The sequence below is a fragment of the Streptomyces aurantiogriseus genome (assembly GCF_014649375.1).
Taxonomy (GTDB): Bacteria; Actinomycetota; Actinomycetes; order Streptomycetales; family Streptomycetaceae; genus Streptomyces; species Streptomyces aurantiogriseus.
Window position 1 is genome coordinate 293,472 of record NZ_BMSX01000006.1, and the last position, 23,671, is coordinate 317,142.

At 70.7% G+C, this 23,671-nt stretch carries 24 protein-coding genes; 2 read left to right on the top strand and 22 right to left on the bottom strand.

What is annotated here, in order from left to right; translation table 11 throughout:
* Positions 1 to 5: 5 nt before the first annotated feature.
* Positions 6 to 959: an RluA family pseudouridine synthase gene (locus IE263_RS15930; RefSeq protein WP_189936796.1), complete on the top strand. Its 954-nt coding sequence runs from the start codon at positions 6 to 8 to the stop codon at positions 957 to 959.
* On the opposite strand, the gene IE263_RS15935 is transcribed toward IE263_RS15930, so the two are convergent.
* The 18 genes from IE263_RS15935 to IE263_RS16020 form a co-directional block, all read right to left on the bottom strand.
* Positions 953 to 2,494, bottom strand: coding sequence for a cytochrome P450 (locus tag IE263_RS15935; protein WP_189936798.1), 1,542 nt, complete (start codon positions 2,492 to 2,494; stop codon positions 953 to 955). The two genes, IE263_RS15930 and IE263_RS15935, sit on opposite strands and share 7 nt — an antisense overlap.
* A 50-nt stretch (positions 2,495 to 2,544) precedes the next feature.
* Positions 2,545 to 3,165 (bottom strand): GTP-binding protein, encoded by a 621-nt coding sequence (locus tag IE263_RS15940; RefSeq protein ID WP_189936800.1) that lies wholly within the window; start codon positions 3,163 to 3,165, stop codon positions 2,545 to 2,547.
* Positions 3,146 to 3,538, bottom strand: a complete 393-nt coding sequence (locus tag IE263_RS15945) for a DUF742 domain-containing protein (protein ID WP_189936802.1) — start codon at positions 3,536 to 3,538, stop codon at positions 3,146 to 3,148. The genes IE263_RS15940 and IE263_RS15945 overlap by 20 nt, the downstream gene beginning before the upstream one ends.
* Positions 3,535 to 3,942 (bottom strand): roadblock/LC7 domain-containing protein, encoded by a 408-nt coding sequence (locus IE263_RS15950; RefSeq protein ID WP_189936803.1) that lies wholly within the window; start codon positions 3,940 to 3,942, stop codon positions 3,535 to 3,537. The genes IE263_RS15945 and IE263_RS15950 overlap by 4 nt, the downstream gene beginning before the upstream one ends.
* Positions 3,939 to 5,573 (bottom strand): sensor histidine kinase, encoded by a 1,635-nt coding sequence (locus tag IE263_RS15955; RefSeq protein WP_189936805.1) that lies wholly within the window; start codon positions 5,571 to 5,573, stop codon positions 3,939 to 3,941. Before IE263_RS15955 ends, IE263_RS15950 begins: the two co-directional genes overlap by 4 nt.
* 270 nt (positions 5,574 to 5,843) lie before the next feature.
* On the bottom strand, positions 5,844 to 6,011 hold the full coding sequence (locus tag IE263_RS15960; RefSeq protein ID WP_189936807.1) for a hypothetical protein: 168 nt from the start codon (positions 6,009 to 6,011) through the stop codon (positions 5,844 to 5,846).
* Positions 6,012 to 6,123: 112 nt separating this feature from the next.
* Positions 6,124 to 8,973, bottom strand: a complete 2,850-nt coding sequence (locus tag IE263_RS15965) for a DEAD/DEAH box helicase (RefSeq protein ID WP_189936809.1) — start codon at positions 8,971 to 8,973, stop codon at positions 6,124 to 6,126.
* Positions 8,974 to 9,022: 49 nt separating this feature from the next.
* Entirely contained in the window at positions 9,023 to 9,913 is an 891-nt protein-coding gene (locus IE263_RS15970; protein ID WP_189936811.1) for a diacylglycerol kinase, read from the bottom strand.
* A 31-nt stretch (positions 9,914 to 9,944) separates the two neighbouring features.
* A complete protein-coding gene (gene tatC / locus IE263_RS15975) occupies positions 9,945 to 10,904 on the bottom strand; it encodes a twin-arginine translocase subunit TatC (protein ID WP_189936813.1) in 960 nt (319 codons plus the stop codon).
* A 47-nt stretch (positions 10,905 to 10,951) separates the two neighbouring features.
* Positions 10,952 to 11,239 (bottom strand): Sec-independent protein translocase subunit TatA, encoded by a 288-nt coding sequence (gene tatA / locus IE263_RS15980; RefSeq protein WP_189936815.1) that lies wholly within the window; start codon positions 11,237 to 11,239, stop codon positions 10,952 to 10,954.
* Positions 11,240 to 11,498: 259 nt separating this feature from the next.
* On the bottom strand, positions 11,499 to 11,693 hold the full coding sequence (locus IE263_RS15985) for a hypothetical protein (RefSeq protein ID WP_189936817.1): 195 nt from the start codon (positions 11,691 to 11,693) through the stop codon (positions 11,499 to 11,501).
* 20 nt (positions 11,694 to 11,713) lie between these two features.
* Entirely contained in the window at positions 11,714 to 12,004 is a 291-nt protein-coding gene (locus IE263_RS15990; RefSeq protein ID WP_189936819.1) for a hypothetical protein, read from the bottom strand.
* The gene (locus tag IE263_RS15995; RefSeq protein ID WP_189936821.1) at positions 12,001 to 13,155 is read right to left on the bottom strand and encodes a helix-turn-helix transcriptional regulator; all 1,155 of its coding nucleotides are present in this window, start codon (positions 13,153 to 13,155) and stop codon (positions 12,001 to 12,003) included. Before IE263_RS15995 ends, IE263_RS15990 begins: the two co-directional genes overlap by 4 nt.
* An 18-nt stretch (positions 13,156 to 13,173) precedes the next feature.
* Positions 13,174 to 14,151 (bottom strand): helix-turn-helix transcriptional regulator, encoded by a 978-nt coding sequence (locus IE263_RS16000; protein WP_189936823.1) that lies wholly within the window; start codon positions 14,149 to 14,151, stop codon positions 13,174 to 13,176.
* Positions 14,152 to 14,306: 155 nt separating this feature from the next.
* A complete protein-coding gene (locus tag IE263_RS16005) occupies positions 14,307 to 14,678 on the bottom strand; it encodes an FKBP-type peptidyl-prolyl cis-trans isomerase (RefSeq protein ID WP_031486671.1) in 372 nt (123 codons plus the stop codon).
* Positions 14,679 to 14,738: 60 nt separating this feature from the next.
* Positions 14,739 to 15,746: an FKBP-type peptidyl-prolyl cis-trans isomerase gene (locus IE263_RS16010; RefSeq protein ID WP_189936825.1), complete on the bottom strand. Its 1,008-nt coding sequence runs from the start codon at positions 15,744 to 15,746 to the stop codon at positions 14,739 to 14,741.
* A gap of 128 nt (positions 15,747 to 15,874) precedes the next feature.
* A complete protein-coding gene (pafA, locus tag IE263_RS16015) occupies positions 15,875 to 17,236 on the bottom strand; it encodes a Pup--protein ligase (protein ID WP_059125684.1) in 1,362 nt (453 codons plus the stop codon).
* 9 nt (positions 17,237 to 17,245) lie between these two features.
* A complete protein-coding gene (locus IE263_RS16020; protein WP_189936827.1) occupies positions 17,246 to 18,505 on the bottom strand; it encodes an MFS transporter in 1,260 nt (419 codons plus the stop codon).
* 134 nt (positions 18,506 to 18,639) lie between these two features.
* Here IE263_RS16020 and IE263_RS16025 point away from each other — a divergent pair, with 134 nt between their 5' ends.
* A complete protein-coding gene (locus IE263_RS16025) occupies positions 18,640 to 19,656 on the top strand; it encodes a LacI family DNA-binding transcriptional regulator (protein ID WP_189936829.1) in 1,017 nt (338 codons plus the stop codon).
* A gap of 67 nt (positions 19,657 to 19,723) precedes the next feature.
* Here IE263_RS16025 and prcA read toward each other — a convergent pair whose 3' ends face one another.
* From prcA to dop, 4 genes are all read right to left on the bottom strand, one after another.
* Positions 19,724 to 20,467: a proteasome subunit alpha gene (prcA, locus tag IE263_RS16030; RefSeq protein ID WP_189936831.1), complete on the bottom strand. Its 744-nt coding sequence runs from the start codon at positions 20,465 to 20,467 to the stop codon at positions 19,724 to 19,726.
* A gap of 59 nt (positions 20,468 to 20,526) precedes the next feature.
* A complete protein-coding gene (gene prcB / locus IE263_RS16035) occupies positions 20,527 to 21,372 on the bottom strand; it encodes a proteasome subunit beta (protein WP_189936833.1) in 846 nt (281 codons plus the stop codon).
* Between the two features lie 224 nt (positions 21,373 to 21,596).
* The gene (locus tag IE263_RS16040) at positions 21,597 to 21,815 is read right to left on the bottom strand and encodes a ubiquitin-like protein Pup (protein ID WP_062154959.1); all 219 of its coding nucleotides are present in this window, start codon (positions 21,813 to 21,815) and stop codon (positions 21,597 to 21,599) included.
* 188 nt (positions 21,816 to 22,003) lie between these two features.
* On the bottom strand, positions 22,004 to 23,515 hold the full coding sequence (gene dop / locus IE263_RS16045; protein WP_373311990.1) for a depupylase/deamidase Dop: 1,512 nt from the start codon (positions 23,513 to 23,515) through the stop codon (positions 22,004 to 22,006).
* Positions 23,516 to 23,671: the final 156 nt, after the last annotated feature.

The window sequence follows — 23,671 nt, forward strand, 5'->3', positions numbered from 1 at the left end:
AGCCGATGAGACGCCGTACCCCTCCCCCGCCCTCGCCCCTCCCGCAGCGTGACGGGGTCGATCCGGTCCGGGTGCGGCTGCCGGGCCAGGGACACTGGGCGACCGTGCGCGAGCACCTGGTGGAGCGGTTCGGCGCGGCGCGGACCGGGATCGTCGACGGCATGTTCGCGACGGGCGGGATCGTCGGGGCCGACGGACGGGCGGTGGCGCCGAACACGGCGTACGCACCGGGGATGTTCGTGTGGTTCCACCGGGACCTGCCCGCCGAGGAGCCGGTGCCGTTCTCACTGGAGATCGTGTACCGCGACGATCACCTCGTCGTCGCCGACAAGCCGCACTTCCTCGCCACCACCCCGCGCGGCAGCCATGTCACCGAGACCGCGCTGGCGCGGCTGCGGCGTGAGCTGGGCCTTCCCACGCTCAGCGCCGCGCACCGTCTCGACCGGCTCACCGCCGGACTGGTGCTGTTCACGGTGCGCCCCGAGGAACGCGGCGCCTACCAGACCCTGTTCCGCGACCGCCGGGTGCACAAGGTGTACGAGGCCGTCGCCCCGTACGACCCCACGCTCGCCCTGCCGACGACCGTGCGCAGCCGGATCCTGAAGGAGCGCGGGACGCTCGCCGCCCGGGAGGTGCCGGGCGAGCCGAACGCCGTCAGCCACGTCGAGCTGATCGAGCACCGGCCGGACGGGCTCGCCCGCTACCTGCTGACCCCGCGGACCGGGCAGACCCATCAGCTCCGCGTGCACATGAACGCGCTCGGGATCCCGATCCTCGGCGATCCCCTCTACCCCGAGGTGACCGCCCCCGTGCCGGCCGGTGACTTCCGGCGCCCGCTGCAACTGCTGGCGCGGGAGCTGGAGTTCACCGATCCGGTCACCGGGGCGGCCCACCGGTTGCGGAGCGGGCGGACGCTGGGCGCCTGGTCGTCGTACGACGACTGGGACGGCGGTCAGTAGCCGCGCCACCAGGCCAGGAAGCGGCGCCAGGCAGGGGGCCTGCGGGTCGGTTCCGGGGCCGGGGCGGGAGCCGGTGCCGGAGCGGGCGCGGCGTCGGGCATGGCCGTCGGCCTAGGCCCGGAGGCGAGCGGCGCGAAGGTGGTCGATCCGGGCGCGGCCGGCGCGGGAGTCGTCCTCGGCGTGGAGTCGAGGTTGATCGGCATGGCCGGCCGCGACGGCGGGACCAGGCCGTGGCTCGGCTTGGAGACGATCTCCTGCTGGGCCTTCGGCGCGAACCGGACCGGCAGCGCCACCAGGTGCCGGGAGGCGATCGACGTCGTCCAGCGCAGGTCCTCCTCGTCGCAGTCGAGCTCGATGTCCGGCAGCCGCATCAGCAGCGCGTCGACGCCGACGTCGGCGATGGCGCGGCCGATGTCCTGGCCGGGGCACTCGTGCGGACCGCCGCCGAAAGCGAGGTGGGAGCGGTTGCCCTGCATGTTGGCGGACAGGTCGGGGCGCACCCGTGGGTCGACGTTGGCCGGCGCGGGTGCGAAGAGAAGGCCGTCGCCCTTGCGGATGCGCTGACCGCCCAGCTCCGTCTCCTGCTTGGCGAAGTAGCCGAGAATCGCGCTGAACGGCGGCTCGTCCCACAGGGACTGCTCGACCGCCTCCGGCACCGTCATCTGCCCGCCGTTGAGCTGGGCGACGAAACGCGGGTCGGTGAGGACCATGCGCAGCGCGTTGGAGAGCAGGTTGACCGTGGCCTCGTAGGCGGCGAAGAGCACGAGGCGCAGGTGTTCGCGCACCTCGTCGTCGGTCAGTCCCGCCGGGTCGTTGATGAGATGGCTGGCGAAGTCCTCGGTGGGCTGGGCACGGCGGCGGGCGGTGAGCCGGGTCAGCGCCTCCACGACGTAGGAGTGGCTGGCGATCGCGGTCTCGGTGCCCTTGAGCGCGTCGCGGGCGGCCTGGACCAGCCGGTCGTCGTACTCCTCGGGCATACCGAGGATGTGGCACATCACGGCCATCGGGAGGTGCTCGGCGAACTGGCCGACCAGCTCGGCCTCGCCCGACTCGCAGAAGCGGTTGACCAGGCGCTGGCTGGATCGGTAGATGTACCGGCGCAGACTGCGGTCGTCGATGGTCGCCATGGCCGCGGTGACCGCGCCGCGCAGCCGCTTGTGCTCGTCGCCCTCGGCGTGCGAGCAGATCGGCTGCCAGGCGATGTGCGGCATCAGCGGGTGGTCGGGCTTGACCGCGCCCTCCAGCAGCGGGGTCCAGACGCGGCTGTCCCGGGTGAAGTGCGAGGGCGTGCGCACCATGCGCAGGTTCTCGGCGTGTCCGAGGACCACCCACATCGGTACGTCGTCGTGGAGGAGCACGGGCGCCACCGGGCCGTGCTCCTCGCGGAGTTGCTCGTAGAGGGCACCCAGGTCTTCCGCGCCGGGGCCGTAGAGCCGGCGCAGTCCGCCGGGGCCGCGGCCGTGCGCGGGGCAGCCGGGGGGCGGATCGAGGGCGAGGTCGTGCGGGCCGGTCGTCGTGGAGTGTTCAGGCGTCACAGGGGGTCGCTCCGAAACTGTGGGGAATCGCGGGTCGGGGGTGGGCGGGGTCAGGTGCGGCTGCGGCTGAGCGCCAGGGCGTGCAGGAAGCGCATCAGGGTCATCAGCACGTCGCGGCTGGAGGCCCGGCGGCGCACGTCGCACTCGACGATCGGGACCTCGGGCTGCAGATCGAGGGCGGCGCGCAGGTCCTCGACGGGGTAACGGGGACCGTCGGGGAAGGTGTTGACGGCGACCACGAAGGGCACGCCGCGCTCCTCCAGCCGTCCCATGACCTCGAAGCTGACCTCGAGACGGCGGGTGTCGACCAGGACGACGGCGCCCAGCGCGCCCTCGAACAGGCCGTTCCACAGGAACCAGAAGCGTTCCTGGCCGGGTGTGCCGAAGAGATAGAGCACAACCTGGTCGGAGATGCGGATGCGGCCGAAGTCCATCGCCACCGTGGTGGCGGTCTTGGACTCGGAGCCGTAGTTGTCGTCGACCCCGATCCCGGCCTGCGTCATGGTCTCCTCGGTGGTCAGCGGTCTGATCTCGCTGACCGAGCCGACCATGGTCGTCTTGCCGACGCCGAAGCCGCCCACGATGACGATCTTGGCTGCCGCCGTGGTGGTGTGCGGCAGATGATCCTCGGACCGGGGCCCGGGGATCGTGTCAGAGCCTTTGAAGTCCATGCATCACCGCTTCGAGGAGGGACCGGTCGGGGATCTTCTGCCGAACGATCGGGGCGCGCGCCTGCACGAGATCGGCCGCCAGCATCTCGGTGAGCAGCACCGTCATCACGCTGAACGGCAGGCTGAGATAGGCCGAGATCTCGGCCACCGACAGCGGGGCCCGGCACATCCGCAGCACCGCGGTCTGCTCCGGCGTCGCGGACGAGGGTGGTTCGGCGCGCGCCACGATCAATGTCACCAGGTCGAGGGGCGCGCGCTCGCCGTCCGCGCCCGAGATGACGTACAGCCGCTCGACGTCCTTGCCGTCCTCTTGCGGGGGCCCCTCGGGCGGCTCCGGCACAGGTTGACGCCGCTGGCGTTGCGGAGGCGTCATACGCTCTGCCCGTTGCGCCGGGGCGGGGTGGTCAGATGGGCGCCGATGCGCACGACGAGATCGCGCATCATGCCGCTCATCCGGCCGGCCTCGCAGCGCACGTCGGCGAGTACCGCGAGGTAGGCGTTGGGGCCGGCGGACATCATGTAGAAGTAGCCGTCGTTCAGCTCGATGACGACCAGCTTCATCTCGCCGTCGCTGGAGTGGAACTCCTGGGCAACGGCGGTGGCCAGGCTCTGCAGGCCCGCGCAGGCGGCGGCCACCCGGTCCGCGGCGTCGGGGTCACCGGCGTAGCGGGCGATGCGCAGTCCGTCGGCCGACAGCACCACGATCATCTCGATGCCCGGAACTCCGTCGTAGAGCTCCTTGAGCAGCCAGTCGAAGTTGGCGCGCTGCTGGATCACTTGAGGTCCCCCTCGTCGTCGGCCTCGTTCTTGGCCTTGTCTTCGATCAGGTGCAGATATGCGGTGGGGTTGCGGAGGAAGTCGGTGGGGTGGACGTCCGGGGGCATGTCCTTCTTGAGGCCCTCCCAGAAGGCCTCGAAGTGCACTCCGGGCTCCGCCCCCTTCCTCTTGGGCTCGGGCTCCGGCCGGGCCTGTGCGAACGGGTCCGGCCTGCCCTCGCGCTCGGCGGCCTCGGCGGCGGCCTGGGCGGCGTACGCCTCGCGATAGATCTGGCTGATGGGGACGGTCGCCTTGCTGCGGCGCTGGGGCAGGCCCTTGTCGGTCCACTCGGTGATCTCGGGCACCTCGTCGTCCAGCGACACGCCGACAGGGATGCGTGGGTTGGTGGGGCGGCGCTTCTTGGGCGGGCGCTTGGGGCCCTCCCCGATGGTCGCGAGGTCGATCTGGGGTACGGCGGTGGCGCCGATGCCGTGGGCGAAGCCGGGGGCCGGCTCGGAGGTGAGCATCTCGCTCGGCACGACGAGCACGGCACGGACGCCGCCGTACGCGGAGGTGCGCAGCGACACCTGCAGGTTGAACGACTTGCACAGGCGGCCGACGACCGCCAGGCCCAGGCGCGGGGTGCCGCCGACGTCCTGGATGTCGACGCCGCGCTTGGCCAGTTCCAGCATGCGCTCGGCCTTGGCGCGGGCCTCCTCGCTGAGGCTGACGCCGGCGTCCTCGATCTCGATCGCGATGCCGGTCTGCACCTCGACGGCGTTGACGTGGACCTTGCTCTGCGGCGGCGAGTAGCGGGTGGCGTTGTCGAGGAGTTCCGCGGCCGCGTGGATGAGCGGCTCGACGGAGAGGCCGTCGATGTTGACCTTGGCGATGGAGTCCAGCTGGATGCGCCGGTACTCGAGGATGCGGGACATGGCGCCGCGCAGCACGCTGTACAGCGGTACCGGCCGGGGCCAGTTGCGGCCGGGCCGGCCGCCACCGAGCACTCCGATGGAGTCGGCGAGACGGCCGATCAGGGCGTTGCCGTGGTCGATGCGCAGGAGGTCGTCGAAGACCTCGGGGTTACGGCCGTGGTCCTCCTCCATCTCCCGGAGCTCGGCGGCCTGTTGGTGGACGATGGCCTGGACGCGCCGGGCGATGCTGACGAACGAGCGCTGGGCGGAGTCGCGCAGGGCCTCCTCGTGGTCGACGATGTCGAGGATCTTCTTGACCACCTTGCGCTGCCCGTCGCCGAGCTCGTTGAAGGCGGGATCGACCTCCGCGAAGTGGATCATCACCTCGCCGGGGGAACCCCCGGCGCGCAGCCACTCCACCGCCTGGGGCACGAAGTACTCGGCGACCTGGACGTTCTGTTCCTCGTGGACGGAGACCTGCCGCTCCAGGTACGCGACGCGCCGGCCCGTCTCCTCGCGCAGTTCCCGCAGTCGCCTGCCGCGGCGCACCGACTCGGTCCCGGCGGCGATCACCAGGAGGGTGGCGACGGCTCCGCTGACGCCGACGGCGAGTCGGGCCGACGGCGCCACGAGGGCGACGGCGGCTCCGGTCGCCGCGGCCATCATTATCGCCGGCAGCAACAGCAAGCGTGCGTATGCCAGTTCACGGCGGCCGGGTGGGGACTGAACACTCACCATATGGGCACCCTCTGTAGGGACGTGTCGGCAGCTTCGGAATATGTGGGAACAAGCGCACGAATTCACCTCAACTCGGTGCGCCGCGGGCGAGCTTAGTCCGACCGGATCATCGCCGTGTCATATTCGGCAACCGCCTGAAACCGGGCCGGTACCTGGAGTAGCCTCGGCCGTTTTGCACGCTCGGAATTCGTTCACACACCGTGTGTAACGACGTATGAGCATACGAAGGACCTCACCCGTACGGGTGAACCGAGCGGCGTGAAGCTGCCGTCAGGCGCCCGCGACACGCAGGGCCGCGCCGACGGCGGACTCACCCTTGGCGAGCGCGCCGCCCGCGGCCGGCGCGGCGACCAACTGCCGGGAGGCATCCTTGAGTTCGGCAGCGCACGGCCTTTTCGTGGCCGTGCGCTGCACCGCGGCGGGCAGCTTTGTCGACAAGGCGCCCGCGGAAGCCGGCGCGGGCCTGGACCCGGTGCGCCGGCTGTGTTCAGGTGCGGCTGTGCCGCGTGGGCGCGGGCCACCACACAGCCCCGCGCCCGCCGACGATCCGTCAGCCCACCGACGAGTAGGCCACAACCCCCCGCAGCAACTGGTCGACCGCCTTCCGCGCGGCCTTCGCCACAGTCGAGCCCTCCGCGGGAGAAGCCGCCGAGATCTGGCCGAGAACGTCGATGACCTGCTTGCACCACCGAACGAAGTCACCAGCCGGCATCTCCGCCTCACGCAGCACCTCGTCGAGGCCCTTGCCGGAAGCCCACATATAGGCAGCCCAGGCGAACCCGAGATCGGGCTCCCGCTGCCCGACCCCCTCCGTCTGGTTGATCCGGAACTCCTCCTCCAGACCGTCCAGCCGCCCCCAGATCCGCACCATCTCCCCCATCGCGGCCTTCGCCTTGCCGGAGGGCATCTTCGGCGCCATCGCGTCGTCGCCGACACGGGCCTCGTACACCAACGCCGAGGCACACGCCGCCAGTTCGGCCGGAGCCAGGCCCTCCCAGACCCCGGCCCGCAGGCATTCGCTCGCCAGGAGGTCCAGCTCGCCGTACAACCGGGCCAGCCGCCTGCCGTGCTCGGTGACCTCGTCGCCACGCAGGTAGTCCAGCTCGGTCAGCAGCGCGACGATCCGGTCGAAGGTCCGGGCGATGGTGTTGGTGCGGCCCTCGATGCGCCGCTCCAGCTGCGAGGTGTCGCGCATCAGGCGGTGGTAGCGCTCGGCCCAGCGGGCGTGGTCCTCGCGCTCGGCACAGCCGTGGCAGGGGTGCGCGCGGAGCGCGGTGCGCAGCCGGGCGATCTCCCGGTCGTCGGCGGCCTGGGACCGCTTCTTGCGGGCCCGCTCCGGCGGGATGTGCCCGGCCTTGCTGCGTAGCGCGGAGGCGAGGTCACGACGGGACTGCGGTGAGCGCGGGTTGAACGTCTTCGGGATCCGCATCCGCTCCAGCGGCTCCACCGGCACCGGGAAGTCCATCGAGGCCAGCCGCTTGACCTGCCGCTCGGCGGTCAGGACGAGCGGGCGGGGCCCGTCGTGGTGGTCGAAGCCGCGGTGGCCGTTGGCCCGCCCGGCGGGCAGACCGGGGTCCAGGACCAGTGCCAGGCCCGCGTACTTGCCGGTGGGCACATGGATGACGTCCCCCGGCTTGAGCTTCTCCAGCGCCACCGCCGCCTCGGCCCGCCGCTGGGCCGCACCCTGCTTGGCCAGCTCGGTCTCGCGGTCCTTGAGCTCGCGGCGCAGCCGCGCGTACTCCTCGAAGTCGCCGAGGTGGCAGGTCATGGAGGCCTTGTAGCCCTCCAGTCCCTCCTCGTTGCGCTGCACCTGCCGGGAGATCCCGACCACCGACCGGTCGGCCTGGAACTGCGCGAAGGACGTCTCCAGCAGCTCCCGCGACCGGTGCCGCCCGAACTGCTCGACGAGGTTGACCGCCATGTTGTACGAGGGCTTGAAGCTGGAGCGCAGCGGGTATGTGCGCGTGCCCGCGAGGCCGGCCACCTGGTCGGGGTTCATACCGCGCTGCCAGAGCACCACGGCATGGCCCTCGACGTCGATGCCCCGTCGGCCCGCACGCCCCGTCAACTGGGTGTACTCGCCGGGGGTGATGTCGGCGTGCTGCTCGCCGTTCCACTTGACGAGCTTCTCCAACACCACCGAGCGGGCGGGCATGTTGATGCCCAGCGCGAGGGTCTCGGTCGCGAAGACGGCCTTGACCAGGCCACGCACGAACAGCTCTTCGACGACCTCCTTGAAGGTCGGCAGCATGCCGGCGTGGTGGGCCGCTATGCCGCGCTCCAGGCCTTCCAGCCACTCGTAGTACCCGAGGACGTGCAGGTCCTCGGCGGGGATGGAGGCCGTGCGCTCCTCGACCAGGGCGCGGACCTGTGCGCGCGCCTCCTCGTCGTTGAGCCGCAGCCCGGCGTACAGGCACTGCTGGACGGCGGCCTCGCAGGCGGCGCGGCTGAAGATGAACGTGATGGCGGGCAGCAGGCCCTCCGCGTCGAGGCGCTCGATCACCTCGGGCCGACCCGGCGTCCACACCCGCGAACGCTGCCGGCGCTCCCGCTCCCGGTCGGCCTCCCGCATCCGCCCGCGCCTGCGGTCCTGGAGCGACGGCCGGCTGGCCTCCATCCGGGCCAGGCGCGCGAGGTCGGGGTTGACGGCCCTGCGGTGGCCCTCGCCCTCCTCGAACAGGTCGTACATCCGCCGTCCGGCGAGCACGTGCTGGAACAGCGGCACGGGCCGGTGCTCGGAGACGATCACCTCGGTGTCGCCGCGGACGGTGTCGAGCCAGTCGCCGAACTCCTCGGCGTTGGACACGGTCGCGGAGAGCGAGACGAGGGTGACCGACTCGGGGAGGTGGATGATCACTTCCTCCCAGACGGCCCCGCGGAAGCGGTCGGAGAGGTAGTGCACCTCGTCCATCACCACGTACCCGAGGCCGAGGAGGGTCTGCGAGCCGGCGTACAGCATGTTCCGCAGGACCTCGGTGGTCATCACGACCACCGGGGCGTCGGAGTTGACGCTGTTGTCGCCGGTGAGCAGGCCGACCTTCCCGGTGCCGTAGCGACGGCACAGGTCGGAGTACTTCTGGTTCGACAGCGCCTTGATGGGGGTCGTGTAGAAGCACTTCTTGCCCTGCTGGAGGGCGAGGTGGACGGCGAACTCGCCCACGATCGTCTTGCCCGAGCCGGTGGGTGCGGCCACCAGAACGCCCTTGCCCGCCTCGAGCGCCTGACAGGCCTCGATCTGGAAGGGGTCGAGACCGAAGTCGTACATCTCGCGGAAGGACGCGAGCGCGGTGGCCTGCTCGACAGCGCGCCTGCGCGCCGCCGCGTACCGCTCGGCCGGTGAGAGGTCCTCTGTCATCGTGCTTTCGAGCGTACCGGGCCCCACTGACAACAGGACGATCATTATCCGGATCGGGGACCGTGAAACCTGTGATCCGCGCAGTTCAGAGCCGTCAGGCGCCTACGATCCGTACCGCCCCGCGCACACAGCGCGCGGTCAGCGGAAGCGGACCCAGCGGTTCCCCGTCCGTGTACCCGGCGATACCGGGCGCCGCGAGCTCCACGGTGGCCGCCCGGTGCACGGTGACCTTGGGATGCTCCACGTGCGTCCCCCGGTACACCCGCGGGAACACCCGCAGCAGCGCCGCCCGCCCGCAGTCCCCGACCACCGTCACGTCGAACAGGCCGTCGCCGAGGTCGGCGCCGGGGCAGATCCGCATGCCGCCGCCGTACGAGGACCCGTTGCCGACGGCGACCAGGGTCGCCTCGACCTCCCGGACGGCTCCGTCGTCGAGCCTGATCCGGTAGGGGAACGGGCGGAAGGCGGCCAGTTCGGCGAGCATCGCCAGGTCGTACTTGGCGCGTCCAGTGGGCCATCGCATGCGGTTGCCGCGGTCGTTGACGCGGGAGTCGAAGCCGGAGGCGAGGACGGTGCCGAACCAGCGGCCGCCGGCCTGTCCGAGATCGATGTCGCGGATCCGGGCGCCCTTGAGGGCGTCGGCGATCAGGCGGCCCGCGGCGGCGGGGTCACGCAGGGGCAGGCCGAGGGCTCGGGCGAAGTCGTTCCCGGTGCCGGCGGCGACCAGGCCGAGCGGGGTGTCGGTGCCGGCCACGGCCTGGAGCGCGAGGTGGACCAGTCCGTCGCCGCCGACGGCGACCAGGGCGCCGGTGCCCTCCGCGACGGCGGCACGCGCGCGTGCGAGGGCGTCCTCCGCGTCCTCGCCGACGATCGTGCGCACCGAGTAGCCGGCCGCCCGCAACGCCGAAGCGGCCGGCAGCGCCGCGTGGGCGCCCCGGCCGCGGCCCGCGGTGGGGTTGACGAAGAGGGTGATCTCGCTGGTCACGCAGGTGACCCTACGAGCCTCGGGGCGATCTTCAGGTCACGTCGTCATAACCGTTGACCCGCTCCGTGCTCGCCTGCTCGGGCAGCGCGCGACTCGCGGTCACCGTCTCGACCTCGCCGATGTCCTCGGGGGTGAGGTCCAGCTCGGAGGCCTCGTCGTCGGCGGGGCCCAGGGCGTCACGACGGCGCCTGCGGCGGTCGTTCAGCAGGGAGAAGGCGACCGCGCCGAAGTACAGGATCCAGATGGGCCCGGCGAGCGCCAGCATCGAGACGGGGTCGGTGCTGGGCGTGGCGACGGCGGCGAAGACCGTGATGCCGATGATCATGGCGCGCCACCAGCCGAGCATGCGCTGACCGGTGATGACGCCGGTCAGGTTGAGCATGATCAGCAGGAGCGGGAGCTCGAAGGAGAGACCGAAGACCACGACCATGCGCGTGACGAGCTGCAGCAGATCGTCCAGCGGCAGGAAGTTGTTGACGCCGCTCGGAGTGAACTCGATCAGCACCTTCGCGGTGGTCGGCAGCACCATGTAGGCGAAGTAGCCGCCACCGAGGAAGAGCGGCACACCGGTGCCGACGAAGGCGTAGGCGTACTTCCGCTCGTGCTGGTGCAGGCCCGGCGCGACGAAGGCCCAGAGCTGGTAGAGCCAGACCGGGGAGGCGAACACTATGCCGGCCATCAGGGAGACCTGGAGGGCCAGCGTGAAGGGGGCGAGGAGACCGTTGATCGTGATCCGGGCGCACTGATTGGTGTCGTCGGCCGACTTCAGGTCGTTCGCGATTTCCTCGAACGTCTTCCCGCAGCCGACCGAGTCGAGGATCGGCTTGGTCAGGAAGTTGATGATGTCGTTGTAGAAGAAGGCGGCGACGACCGTCACGAGGACGATGGCGAGCAGCGCCTTCGCGAGCCGGTTGCGAAGCTCACGGAGGTGTTCCGCGAGGGGCATCCGCCCCTCGGGATCCTTCTCCTTCTTGCGGGCAGGCTTGAGCAACCCACGTTCCCATCTCGTGCGGCGGGCCGGAGGTCACCGGCCCTGCGTCAGCGCTTGGTCGTGTCCGTCGGCTCGCTGACCGGGCGGGAACTGGTCACATCGCCGGGGGCGGCCTGGATGGTGCGCTGAGCGGGGGGCTGCTCGCCGTTGTTCGGCGGGCCGGCCGGGGTGGCCGAGTTGCTGCCCTCTTCCTTCATCGCCTTGGCCTCGCTCTTGAGGATGCGCGCGGACTTGCCGAGCGAGCGGGCCATGTCCGGAAGCTTCTTCGCGCCGAACAGCAGGATGATGACGACGAGGATGAGAATGATCTCGGGGGCGCCAAGCCTTCCGAACATAAGTCTTTACCTTCTCACCGAGGCGGCTGGGTGGGGTGCTGTCCGACCGGTCGGACATGTGTCCGAACGATCGTGTGGCAGCGATCGTAACGCTCAGGGGTAAACGTGAGGCAATCCCCGTGCGTACTCCCGGTCCGCGATCCGGGCCTCGTTCTCCGGACCGCGACCAGCAGCGTACCTGTCCGAACCACTGAGGCGGGAGGGCGAAGTGGCCCAAAACGCGTTCGGCGCAGGACTCACAGGCCCACCACAGCGGGACTCACAGGGTGTCGACAGCCCGGGCCGCGCTCAGGGCGGCCCGCTCCAGTTCCTCGGCCGCCCTGTTGATACGGCTCGCGGAGTCCGCGACCTGCCGTCCCAGACGCTGCGCCTCCAGGAACACCCGGACGGCGAACACCGCGAGGACGGCGAGACCCAGGAAACCCACGGCTACCGCGAACATCGGCCAGAACATGACGCCGAGCCTAGACCGTCCTACGGCGTGTGGAGCCGCAGGGTCCTGACCCCGCTGCCGGTGAGCAGCTCGACGATCCGATCCCCGGCCGGCTTGCGCACGGCGGCGCCGCAGTCGGGGCAGGTGAAGGAGTAGAAGGTGGTGCGGCTCGACGCCCCGAGCACCAGGCGCAGCGCACTCGCGGCGAGCTCGAACCGGCCCCGGCAGTCCGGGCACCCGGCCTTGAACACCACCGGGGCCACACTCCGCATCCCCGCGAACGCGGAGGCCACCGAGACGCCTCGCCCTCCAGACCCCGCCGACTCGCTCAAAGCCCCTGCTCCCGCCCGTCGAACTGCCTGCCGTACCGCACACCGGACGACCTGTCACCGGGCCCGCCGGCCGCCCCGCCGTCCGGTGTGCCGGCCGGCCCGTCGTAGCCCCCGTCCGAGGCCTGCCGCTCCGCGCGCGGTGCGGTGGCCTCCCGTGCCTCCTCCGCCTCGACGCCGTCGTACGCGGCCAGCGCCTCCCGTGCTGCGCGGCGGGCGCTGTCGGCGAGGTCCGGAGGTGAGACGATGCGGCCGTCTCGGCCCAGGCGCAGGGCCAGGCGGCGCAGGGAGGCCGGATCCGGTGTGCGCAGAGTGATACGCAGACCGCCGTCGGGAAGTTCATCGGCGCTGTCGTGGGGGTAGTACTCGGCGACCCAGCGGCCGCCGGGGCCGACCTCGACGACGACCTCCGGGTCCTCGGCGGCGGGCTGCACCAGCCCCTCCGACAGGTCCCGCAGTTCGACCTCGGGCGGCGCGGCGGGCTCGTCGAGGATGCGGATCTCGGCGACCCGGTCGAGGCGGAAGGTGCGGCGCGCCTCCGAGCGGCGGCACCAGGCCTCCACGTACGTGTGCCCGACGCTGACCAGGCGGATGGGGTCGATCTCGCGCTCGGTGACCTCGTCACGGGCGGGCGAGTAGTAGCGGATCCACAGGCGGCGCCGCTCGGAGATCGCCCGGTCGACGTCGGCGAAGACCCCGCCCTCGGACTCGAAGGTCACCGACAGGCGTGAGCTGGCCCCGGCCGCCTCGCCGGCCGCGGCCTCCACCTTGGCGGTGGCGCGCAGCAGCGCCTGGCGGTCGCCCTCGCGCAGGCCGGGCAGGGTCGCCACGGCCCGCGCGGCGACCAGCAGGGCCGTCGCCTCGTCGGCGGCCAGCCGCAGCGGCTCGGCGGCCTCCGCGCCGAGGGCGGCCGGATTGTGCCACCAGATGCGCTCGCCGTCGGTGTCGATGTCGAGGAGATCGCCGCCCCGGAAGCTGGTGCCGCACATGGGCAGCACGTCGAGGTCGGAGACCAGCTCGTCCTCGGTGATGCCGAAGGCGCGCGCCACGTCCTCGATGCGCGCCCCGGGCCGCTCCCGGAGATACGTCACCAGGGAGAGCATCCGCCGGGTCTGGTCGATCGCGTTCGCCGGCCTGACCGGTTTGCCTGCCACTGTGTTGCTCGCTCCCCCTCAGCCCTTGGCCACCGCACGCAGCCGGTCCACCACGTCGGCCCGCAGCTCGGCGGGCTCCAGGACCACTACGTCCGGCCCGAACTCCACCAGCCAGGCGTCCAGCCCGTGCCCGTACGGAATCTCCAACTCGTCCCAGCCGTCGCCGAGTTCCCGCACCGCCGTCGCCTTCGCCCGCAAGGGGTACCCGGCGCCCGTGCGCAGCCGGATCAGCGCGCTGCGGTCGGCGGTCTCCCCCGCCCAGCTCGCGACGGTCTCGCGGACGGTGACGACATCGGGGACCGGCGCGGTGAAGCGGCCGCCGCGCGAGCGCACCTTGCCGGTGATCCGGGACAGCCGGAACACGCGTTCGGCGCCCCGGTCGCGGTCCCAGCCCGCCAGGTACCAGTGGCCGCGCCAGCACTCCAGCGCCCAGGGCTCGACATGCCGGGGCTCCGGGTGCGCGGCGGTGGCCTTGCGGTAGTCGAAGACGACCGGGCGGCGGTCGCGGCAGGCCAGCATCAGCGGCTCGAACGCGGCCTCGTGCACGGGGATACGGGGCTCCAGGGCGCCGTGGGCCTCGTAGGGGTCGACGTCCTCCGGCAGTCCGGCCGCGCGCAGCTTCTGCAGGGCACCGCTGGCCGCGCCCGCGAGCCGGGCCTGCTGCCACACCTTGGCTGCCAGCCCCAGCGCGGCGGCCTCCTCGGCGTCGAGAGTGATGGGCGGCAGACGGTTGCTGTCGCGGCGGGCGTGGTAGCCGATCTCGCCGTCGAGGCTCTCGACGGTCTCGATGACGAGCCCCAGCTCCCGCAGGTCGTCCTTGTCCCGCTCGAACATCCGGTTGAAGGAGTCGTCGGAGCCGGCCGAGCCGTTGCCCGGCCCGAAGGCCTCGACGTATGCCTCGATGGAATCGCGCAGCTCACGCTTGCTGAGCGGCCGCCGCGTCCCGAGCAGACACAGCGCCAGGTTCATCAGCCGCTCGGCCTTGGCAATGGCCATCGACGCCCTTCGCCTTCCTTATGGTGCTTCTGACGGATGACCGTACCGCTCCACCGTGTCCCGGCAAAAGCCGAGGGCCCATGCCCGCACAGGCATGGGCCCCAGGTGGTCGGGACTGGTCACGGGACGATCAGCCAGGACCTGTCGTACGGCGATCAGACCCCGAGCAGGTCCACCACGAAGATCAGCGTCTCGCCGGGCTTGATCGCCGGGGTCGGGCTCTGGTTGCCGTAGGCGAGGTGGGCCGGGATGGTCAGCTGGCGGCGCCCGCCGACCTTCATGCCCTGCACGCCCTGGTCCCAGCCCTTGATGACACGGCCGGCGCCGAGCGGGAAGCGGAACGGAGTGCCGCGGTTCCAGCTGGCGTCGAACTCCTCACCCGTGCTGAAGGCGACACCGACGTAGTGGACGGTGACGGTCTGGCCCGCCTGCGCCACCGCGCCGTCGCCCTCCCAGATGTCCTTGATCTCGAGGTCCGCCGGGGGCTCGCCGCCCGGGAAGTCGATCTCGGGCTTGTCGATGCTCACGTCTTACGCTCCTGCTTGTCTCGAAAAGGCAACGTGCACAGTCTTACACCTCGGGCGGCGTCACACCGTCGCGAGGATGTCCACCGAGAAGACCATCGTGGAGTCCTTCTCGATGCCGCTGCCGGCCGGCGGCTGGTCGCCGTACCCCAGCTCCGGCGGGACGACGATGACGACGCGGCTGCCGACCTTCTTGCCGGTCAGGCCCTGCGACCAGCCCTTGACGACCTGCTGGAGCGAGAACGCCGTGGGCGCGCTGCGGGTGTAGGTGGAGTCGAACTCCTTGCCGGTGTCCCAGACGACGCCCTTGTACTGCACGACGACGCTGCCGTCGGCCGCGACCTCCTCGCCGTCGCCCTCGATGACGTAGTTCGCCACGAGCTTCTTCGGCGGGTCGGCCTTGGGGATCTCGATGGAGGGCGCCTTGCCGTCGGTGTTGGTGCCGACCTTCGGCAGCGCGGCGTCGTCCTGCGGGACGTCCTTGCCCTCGGCGGAGCTCTTGCCGTTGAACGTGCCCTGTACGTCCACCACGAACACCAGGGTGTCGGTGCCCTTGATGCCGGCCTGCGGCTGGCCCTCCTTGCCGTAACCCCAGGTCGGCGGGACCGAGAGCTCCACGCGGCTGCCGACCTTCTTGCCGGCCAGGGCGTAGCGCCAGCCGTCGATGATGCCGCCCTGGGCAAGCTGGATGAACAGCGGCGTCTTGCGGTCGTAGGAGTTGTCGAAGACCTTGCCGGTGTCCCAGATCTGGCCGAGGTAGTGGGCCCAGATGTAGTCGTTCTCCGCGACGGTCCGGCCGTTGCCCGCGATGACCGTCTTCACCGCGAGCTGGTCGGAGGGGGCGCCGCTGCCCTTGGCGACCGTCGGCTTCTCACCGAACTCGGTACCCGCCGTGATGGCCGGCAGCGGACCGTCGACGATCTTGGGCGCCGGCGCGGCGGAGGGGTCCGAGGCTGAGGGCGACGCGTTGCCGTCGGCCGCGCTCGACGAGTCGGACTTGTCGTCGCCGCATCCGGCGAGCGTGACCAGTCCGGCGGGTACGGCGGCAAGAATGAGTGAGCGTCGGCGCACGGTGGGGGCCTCGTAATCGGTCGATCTTGTGGATGGCGTGCGCGCAACTCTACGACGTGAGACGGGCGCCGTACGGGAAACGTACGGCGCCCGTGTTGCGTTCCGGCGCCTCACCGGAAGCGCATTTCTCACATTCCGGCGATCAGCTTCTCCACCCTGTCGTCCACCGATCGGAACGGGTCCTTGCACAACACGGTGCGCTGCGCCTGGTCGTTGAGCTTGAGGTGGACCCAGTCGACGGTGAAGTCCCGGCGCTGCTCCTGGGCCCGGCGGATGAAGTCGCCGCGCAGCCTCGCCCGAGTTGTCTGCGGGGGAACGGACTTGCCCTCGAAGATCTTCAAGTCGTTGCAGATCCGGGTGGCTTGACCCTTCTTCTCCAGCAGGTAGTACAGGCCACGACGCCGGTGGATGTCGTGGTAGGCGAGGTCTATCTGCGCCACGCGCGGGTGCGACATCGTCATGTTGTGCTTGGCCCGGTACCGCTCGATGAGCTTGTACTTCATCACCCAGTCGATCTCGGTGCCGATGCGGTCGAGGTCCTCGGACTCGATCGCGTCCAGCGTGCGGCCCCACAGCTCCAGGACCTGCTCGACGGTGCCGGTGCGGATCCCGCGGCGCTCGCAGAAGTCCACGGCCTTCTCGTAGTACTCGCGCTGCACCTCCAGCGCGGAGGCCTCGCGGCCGCTGGCCAGGCGCACCTTGCGCCGGCCGGTGATGTCGTGGCTGACCTCGCGGATCGCCCGGATCGGGTTCTCCAGGGTGAGGTCGCGCATGACCGTGCCCGCCTCGATCATGCGGAGCACCAGGTCGGTGGCGCCGACCTTGAGCAGCATGGTCGTCTCGGACATGTTCGAGTCGCCCACGATGACGTGCAGCCGGCGGTAGCGCTCGGCGTCGGCGTGCGGTTCGTCGCGGGTGTTGATGATGGGCCGGGAGCGGGTCGTCGCCGAGGAGACGCCTTCCCAGATGTGTTCGGCCCGCTGGCTGACGCAGTAGACGGCCCCGCGGGGCGTCTGCAGCACCTTGCCCGCGCCGCAGAGCAGCTGCCGGGTCACCAGGAAGGGGATGAGGATGTCCGCGAGCCGGGAGAACTCCCCGTGCCGGGCCACCAGGTAGTTCTCGTGGCAACCGTAGGAGTTGCCCGCCGAGTCGGTGTTGTTCTTGAAGAGGTAGACGTCGCCCGCGATTCCCTCCTCGTGCAGGCGTCGTTCCGCGTCCACCAGGAGTCCTTCGAGAATGCGCTCGCCGGCCTTGTCGTGGGTGACCAGTTCGATCACGTTGTCACATTCGGGTGTCGCGTATTCCGGATGCGATCCCACGTCGAGATAGAGGCGGGCGCCGTTCCGCAGAAAGACATTGCTGCTTCGGCCCCATGACACGACACGGCGGAAGAGGTACCGCGCCACCTCGTCAGGCGACAGGCGGCGCTGTCCCCTGAACGTGCACGTGACGCCGTACTCGTTCTCCAGCCCGAAAATGCGGCGGTCCATGAGTGAACATTACGCCCGATCCCCTGAACTGAAACGAGGTTCGGCAGCACGGTTTGGATCATTTTCCGATGAAGCCGCAACCACCGCACCCGCAGCGGGAGCTGCGAGTACCCGCCCCGTGGACAGCAGAACCAGCAACGACACGGCGCCCGCGGCACCCGGCACGGCGAAACCCCACAGGGCACCACCCGCCTCCACAACCGGCCCCGCCACGCCCGTTCCGAGCGAGTGACCGACCGTGAACGTGGTCACCAGCCAGGAGAACGCCTCCGTGACCGTACCCCGCGGCGCATGCCGGTCGACGATGACGAAGGCACAGGCAATGGCAGGCGCGAGGAACACACCGGCGAGCACCGTGAGTGCCACCATGGCGACAGCTCCCGGCATCAGCATCAACGGCAGATAACACACCGCCAGGAACGCCACCAGCACCCGCAGTCGCCGCTCGGGCACACCCGCCCACTGCCGGGCCCCGTACACCACGCCACCCACCAGCGCACCCAGTCCCAGGGCGGCCATCAGCCACCCGTACACCGTGTCGCCGCCGTGGTCGTCCGCGTACGGCACCGAGGCGACCGTGATCGAGCCGAGAGCGATCCCGACGAACAGAAAGGCGGCAAGCAGCACGAGCAGCCCGGGCGAGCGCAGCGCGCCGAGCCAGTGCGCCTCACGCGGGGCGGAACGCCACGCGCGCGCGGGCGGCGAGACGACCACCGACAGCGCCCCGAGCACTCCGACCACGTTCAGGACGAGCAACGCGGCCTGCGCCGACCACAGCGACACGCACAAGGTCACCAGCAGCGGACCGACCGTGAACATCACCTCCTGCGCCACCGCGTCCATCGCGTACGCCGTGTGCACCTGGTCCTCCCGGCGCAGCACCGACGGCCACAGCGCCCGCAGACCGCCCTCCAGCGGCGGGGTGAACAGCCCGGCGGCCGCCACGGCGGCGTACGCGAGCGGGAGCGGATCGGTACCGGCGAAGGCGAAGACCGCCATCGCGAGGGCCGAGGCGAGCGCGGCGGGAAGCTGGACGCGTGGCTGGCCGCGCAGGTCGACGAGGCGCCCGAGCAGGGGCTGACCGACGGCGTTGGCGACGCCGTAGACGGCTGCCAGGGCGCCCGCGAGGCTGTAGCCGCCGCCCTCGGCGCGCACGAACAGCACGATCGCGATGGCGGCCGTGGCGTTGGGCAGCCGGCCCACGAGCGTGCCCGCCAGCAGCCGCGCCGCGTGCCTCGCCCTGAGGATCTCCAGGTACCCCGCGGCCAATGTCCCGCCTCCGTCGGCTCGCCCGAGGCGGTGCCTCACCCTCGGGTTTTACGTATAACGTCTCTTGTCATACGTACCATGTGCGCTGTTCACCCGTCCAGAGTGCACGCGCCAGACGAAAGAGCAGGCCCACGGTGGCACGAGGTAGTACGCGCCCGACCAGCCGTGACGTCGCCCAGGCCGCGGGGGTCTCGCAGGCCGCGGTCTCCCTGGTGCTCGGCGACAAGTGGCGCGGCCGGGTCTCCGAGGCCACGGCCGAGCGCGTACGGGAGGCCGCCCGGGAACTGGGCTACCGGCCCAACCTCGCCGCCCGCAATCTGCGCCTGGGCCGCACCCGCACGGTTCTGCTCGTCGTCCCGGCGCTGACCACCGAGTTCTTCGCCGGCGTGTACACGGGCGCGGCCCGGGTCGCCGCCGACCACGGCTTCGGCGTGGTGCTCTATCCCTCCCCCGAGGGTGTCGGCCCGGCCCGCGACCCCTTCGCCTCCGCCCAGGCCGCCCTGGACGGCGTGATCGCCTCCTCCATGGCCGCCGACGCCCTCACCGCCATCCACGGCGACCAGCTGCCCCTGGTGATGCTCGACAGCGATCCGCGGGGCAGCCTCGGCGCGGCCACGGTCAACCTGGACATCACCGACGGCGCCCGCCGGATCGCCGACCACCTGCTGGGTCTGGGACACCGGCACTTCCTCCACCTGGCGGCGGACGTGCCGTCCTGGACCTTCGAGGTACGCGCGCGTGAGCTGGCCGCACGGGTCGGCGCGGTGCCGGGGACGTCGGTGCGGACGGCCCGCACCCCGATGTCCATCGAGGGGGCGTTGGCGGCCTCCGAGGCCGCCCTGAGCGCCCCGGGCCCGCGCCCCACCGCCGTGGTGTGTGACGACGACAAACTGGCCGCCGGCGTCTACAAGGCCGCACGGCGGCTGGGCCTGCGCATCCCGGACGACATCTCCGTCACCGGCGTCGACGACATCGCCCTGGCCGCCGCCCTCGACCCCGAGCTGACGACCGTACGGCTGGACGCCGAACTGTTCGGGGAACGGGGCATGCGGGCCCTCCTGGCGGTCCTGGAGGGCCGTACACCCGAGGGCGGGGACATCCCGGTGGAACTGGTCGTCCGAGGCTCCACGGCGGCGCCAGGCGCCGTCTGAGCGCCTCCGGAAACGGGCGGTGCCCCGACCGAGGACCGGCCGGGGCACCCACAGGGCGAGGAGGGGCTCACTCCTCTTCGGAGTCGCTGTCGTCCTTCGAGAGGTCCGCGCCACCGCCCGCCAGCAGCCGGGACAGCTGCGGGCCGACGATCCGCCTGAACTTCCGCGACTGCGGCCGCGTACGGTCCAGCACCGCGACCTCCAGGCGCTCGGCGGGGATCTCCCGCTGCGTGCCGTTCGTGTCGCGGGACAGGGCCTGGACGGCCAGCTTGAGGGCCTCGGCGAGGGTCATGCCGTCCTGGTGGCGCTGGTCCAGGTAGCTGCTGATCTGCTCGGCGTTGCCGCCGACCGCGACCGAGCCGTGCTCGTCGACGATCGACCCGTCGTGCGGCAGCCGGTAGATCTGGTCGCCGTCCGGCGTCTCGCCCACCTCCGCCACGACCAGCTCCACCTCGTACGGCTTCTCCCCCGCCGAGGAGAAGATCGTGCCGAGCGTCTGGGCGTAGACGTTGGCGAGACCGCGGGCGGTCACGTCGTCCCGGTCATAGGTGTAACCGCGCAGGTCGGCGTAGCGCACACCGCCGATCCGCAGGTTCTCGTACTCGTTGTACTTGCCGGCGGCCGCGAAGCCGATCCGGTCGTAGATCTCGCTGAACTTGTGCAGCGCGCGGGACGGGTTCTCGCCGACGAAGACGATGCCGTCGGAGTACTGCAGCACGACCAGACTGCGACCACGGGCGATGCCCTTGCGCGCGTACTCCGCGCGGTCGGCCATCGCCTGCTGGGGTGAGACATAGAACGGCGTCGACACCGGTTATCCGTCCCTTTCTGTGGAAGTCACTCGATCACCTTGCCAACAGGGGCGGCCGGCTACAGCAGCGCGGCCCGCGGGCCGTCCGGCTGCTCCAGACGGCGCTCCAGCACCGAGCGGGCGATGTCGGACGACTCGTCCTCGGTGATCCGGCGGAAGCCGTCCTCGGTGATCACGGTGACGATGGGGTAGATCCGGCGGGCGACATCGGGACCACCGGTCGCCGAGTCGTCGTCTGCCGCGTCGTACAGGGCCTGTACCACGAGCATCGTGGCCTGGTCCTCGGTCAGGTCCTCACGGAAGAGCTTCTTCATGGCGCCCCGCGCGAAGATCGAGCCGGAGCCGGTGGCGGCGTAGTTGTGCTCCTCGGAACGGCCGCCGGTGACGTCGTAGGAGAAGATCCGGCCCTTGCCGCGGTCCACGTCGTACCCGGCGAAGAGCGGCACCACGGCCAGGCCCTGCATGGCCATGCCGAGGTTGGAGCGGATCATCGTGGACAGCCGGTTCGCCTTGCCCTCGAGCGAGAGCTGCGCGCCCTCGACCTTCTCGAAGTGCTCCAGCTCCAGCTGGAACAGCTTGACCATCTCGACGGCCAGACCGGCGGTGCCGGCGATGCCGACGGCCGAGTACTCGTCCGCCGGGAACACCTTCTCGATGTCCCGCTGCGCGATGACGTTGCCCATGGTGGCCCGCCGGTCACCGGCCAGCACCACGCCGCCGGGGAAGGTCACGGCCACGATCGTGGTGCCGTGCGGCGCCTCGATCACACCCTGAGTGGGGGGCAGTTGCCGGTTGCCGGGCAGCAGCTCAGGCTGGTGCGCGGACAGGAAGTCCATGAACGAAGAGGATCCAGGCGTCAGGAAGGCTGCTGGTAGACGCCCGATGCCACGAGAGTTGGCTTCCACGAGATTCCTTCCGGATAGGCCGAATTTCATAGGTGAAGCATCGGTATGGCAGGGACCTTACCCGGCTCGCGGCGGTGATCCACATGTCCGGCCGAAGCCTTCCCGCGGATCACGTTTCACCCCGTCCGGAGTACGAGGACCGGTGAACCCATGACGGATCGCGGGCTCACCGGTCGCTCACACCCCCGCACCCTCGAACCGTCGATTCGAAGGCAAAGACGGTTTTACTGGCCGCCCTTTTGCACGAAGGAGCGGACGAAGTCCTCGGCGTTCTCCTCGAGGACGTCGTCGATCTCGTCCAGCACGGAGTCCACATCGTCACTCAGCTTCTCGTGGCGCTCCTTGAGGTCCTCCGAAGCCTGCGCCTCTGCCGCCTGCTCCTCGACCTCCTCCGTGGAGCGCGTCGCCTTCTGCTGGCCGCCGCCGGTGTCCTTGGTCGCCATAACCCTCACCCCGCTCAGTTCGCCCGACATGGTCGACAGGTCGGCATCCTGCCGATCGGTGATGATCAGACCCTACAAGCCGGGTCCGACATCGGCCCCGCAGTTCCTACAACGTACGGGGCCCACCTCGATGATTCCCGGACGCCGGGGTTTCCACCCTGGCCGCCCGGGTCCGGCCGAGTACCCGCTCAGCCGCCCGACAAGACCCTGACCAGGTCTTCCGCCGTGCGGCAACGATCCAGGAGCTCCTTGACGTGATTTCGCGTTCCGCGAAGCGGCTCCAGGGTTGGAACGCGCTGCAGGCTGTCGCGGCCGGGCAGGTCGAAGATGACCGAGTCCCAGGAGGCCGCCGCGACGTCGTCGGCGTACTGCTCCAGGCAGCGGCCACGGAAGTACGCGCGCGTGTCCTCCGGGGGCTTGGACATGGCCCGCTCGACGTCGCCCTCGTCCAGCAGCCGCTTCATCCGCCCGCGGGCCACGAGACGGTTGTAGAGCCCCTTCTCGGGCCGTACGTCGGCGTACTGGAGGTCGACGAGGTGCAGGCGGGCCGCGTCCCAGTCGAGGCTGTCACGGCGCCGGTAACCCTCCATGAGCTCGCGCTTGGCGATCCAGTCCAGCTCGCCGGCGAGGCTCATCGGGTCGTTCTCCAGGCGCGTGAGGGTGTCCTCCCAGCGTGCCAGGACGTCCTTGGTCTGTTCGTCGGCGTCGGCGCCGAAGCGCTCCTCCACGTACTTGCGCGACAGCTCGTAGTACTCCATCTGCAACTGGACCGCGGTGAGTGTGCGGCCGCTGCGCAGCGTGACCAGACGCTTCAGAGTCGGGTCGTGGGAGACCTGGTGGAGGGTGCGGACGGGCTGGTCGACGGCCAGGTCCACGGCGATGAAGCCGTCCTCGATCATGGACAGGACCAGGGCGGTCGTGCCCAGCTTGAGGTAGGTCGAGATCTCGGAGAGGTTCGCGTCGCCGATGATCACATGGAGGCGGCGGTACTTCTCGGCGTCGGCGTGCGGCTCGTCGCGGGTGTTGATGATCGGGCGCTTGAGGGTGGTCTCCAGACCGACCTCGACCTCGAAGTAGTCCGCGCGCTGACTGAGCTGGAAGCCGTGCTCGTGCCCGTCCTGACCGATGCCGACGCGGCCCGCTCCGGCGAAGACCTGGCGGGAGACGAAGAAGGGCGTGAGGTGGCGCACGATGTCCGAGAAGGCGGTCTCCCGCTTCATCAGGTAGTTCTCGTGCGTGCCGTAGGAGGCGCCCTTGTTGTCGGTGTTGTTCTTGTAGAGGTGGATGGGCTGGGCGCCGGGGAGCGCGGCGGCGCGCTCGGCTGCCTCCGCCATGATCCGCTCGCCGGCCTTGTCCCAGAGGACGGCGTCCCGCGGGTTGGTGACCTCGGGCGCGCTGTACTCCGGGTGAGCGTGGTCGACGTAGAGCCGCGCGCCGTTGGTGAGGATCACGTTGGCGAGGCCGATGTCCTCGTCGGTGAGCTGGCTGGCGTCGGCGGCCTCGCGGGCGAGGTCGAAGCCTCGCGCGTCCCGCAGCGGGTTCTCCTCCTCGAAGTCCCAGCGAGCCCGGCGGGCCCGGTGCATCGCCGCCGCGTACGCGTTGACGATCTGGGACGAGGTGAGCATGGCATTGGCGTTCGGGTGGCCGGGGACGGAGATCCCGTACTCCGTCTCGATGCCCATTACTCGCCGTACGGTCATGCGGCCCTCCTTGCCCGGCGGCGCCCTCGGTCATGGGCGCCACTCCAGTACCGCGGGTGCTCCGGTGCGTGTGCGGTGCCCGTCCCCGCACTGCGCCCGGCGGTACGGAAGAGCCTAGAACGCCTCTGCGCTGGTGGGGAGATCATTTGCGTCATT

What these genes read in the sequence shown, in the direction of transcription:
- IE263_RS15985 (WP_189936817.1), bottom strand. Translation starts at nt 11,693, where the DNA reads ATGTTCTGGCCGATGTTCGCGGTAGCCGTGGGTTTCCTGGGTCTCGCC.
- IE263_RS15955 (WP_189936805.1), bottom strand. Translation starts at nt 5,573, where the DNA reads ATGGTGAGTGTTCAGTCCCCACCCGGCCGCCGTGAACTGGCATACGCA.
- IE263_RS15940 (WP_189936800.1), bottom strand. Translation starts at nt 3,165, where the DNA reads ATGGACTTCAAAGGCTCTGACACGATCCCCGGGCCCCGGTCCGAGGAT.
- dop (WP_373311990.1), bottom strand. Translation starts at nt 23,515, where the DNA reads ATGACCGTACGGCGAGTAATGGGCATCGAGACGGAGTACGGGATCTCC.
- IE263_RS15945 (WP_189936802.1), bottom strand. Translation starts at nt 3,538, where the DNA reads ATGACGCCTCCGCAACGCCAGCGGCGTCAACCTGTGCCGGAGCCGCCC.
- IE263_RS15965 (WP_189936809.1), bottom strand. Translation starts at nt 8,973, where the DNA reads ATGATCGTCCTGTTGTCAGTGGGGCCCGGTACGCTCGAAAGCACGATG.
- IE263_RS16040 (WP_062154959.1), bottom strand. Translation starts at nt 21,815, where the DNA reads ATGGCGACCAAGGACACCGGCGGCGGCCAGCAGAAGGCGACGCGCTCC.
- pafA (WP_059125684.1), bottom strand. Translation starts at nt 17,236, where the DNA reads ATGGACCGCCGCATTTTCGGGCTGGAGAACGAGTACGGCGTCACGTGC.
- IE263_RS16000 (WP_189936823.1), bottom strand. Translation starts at nt 14,151, where the DNA reads ATGGCCATTGCCAAGGCCGAGCGGCTGATGAACCTGGCGCTGTGTCTG.
- IE263_RS15930 (WP_189936796.1), top strand. Translation starts at nt 6, where the DNA reads ATGAGACGCCGTACCCCTCCCCCGCCCTCGCCCCTCCCGCAGCGTGAC.
- tatA (WP_189936815.1), bottom strand. Translation starts at nt 11,239, where the DNA reads ATGTTCGGAAGGCTTGGCGCCCCCGAGATCATTCTCATCCTCGTCGTC.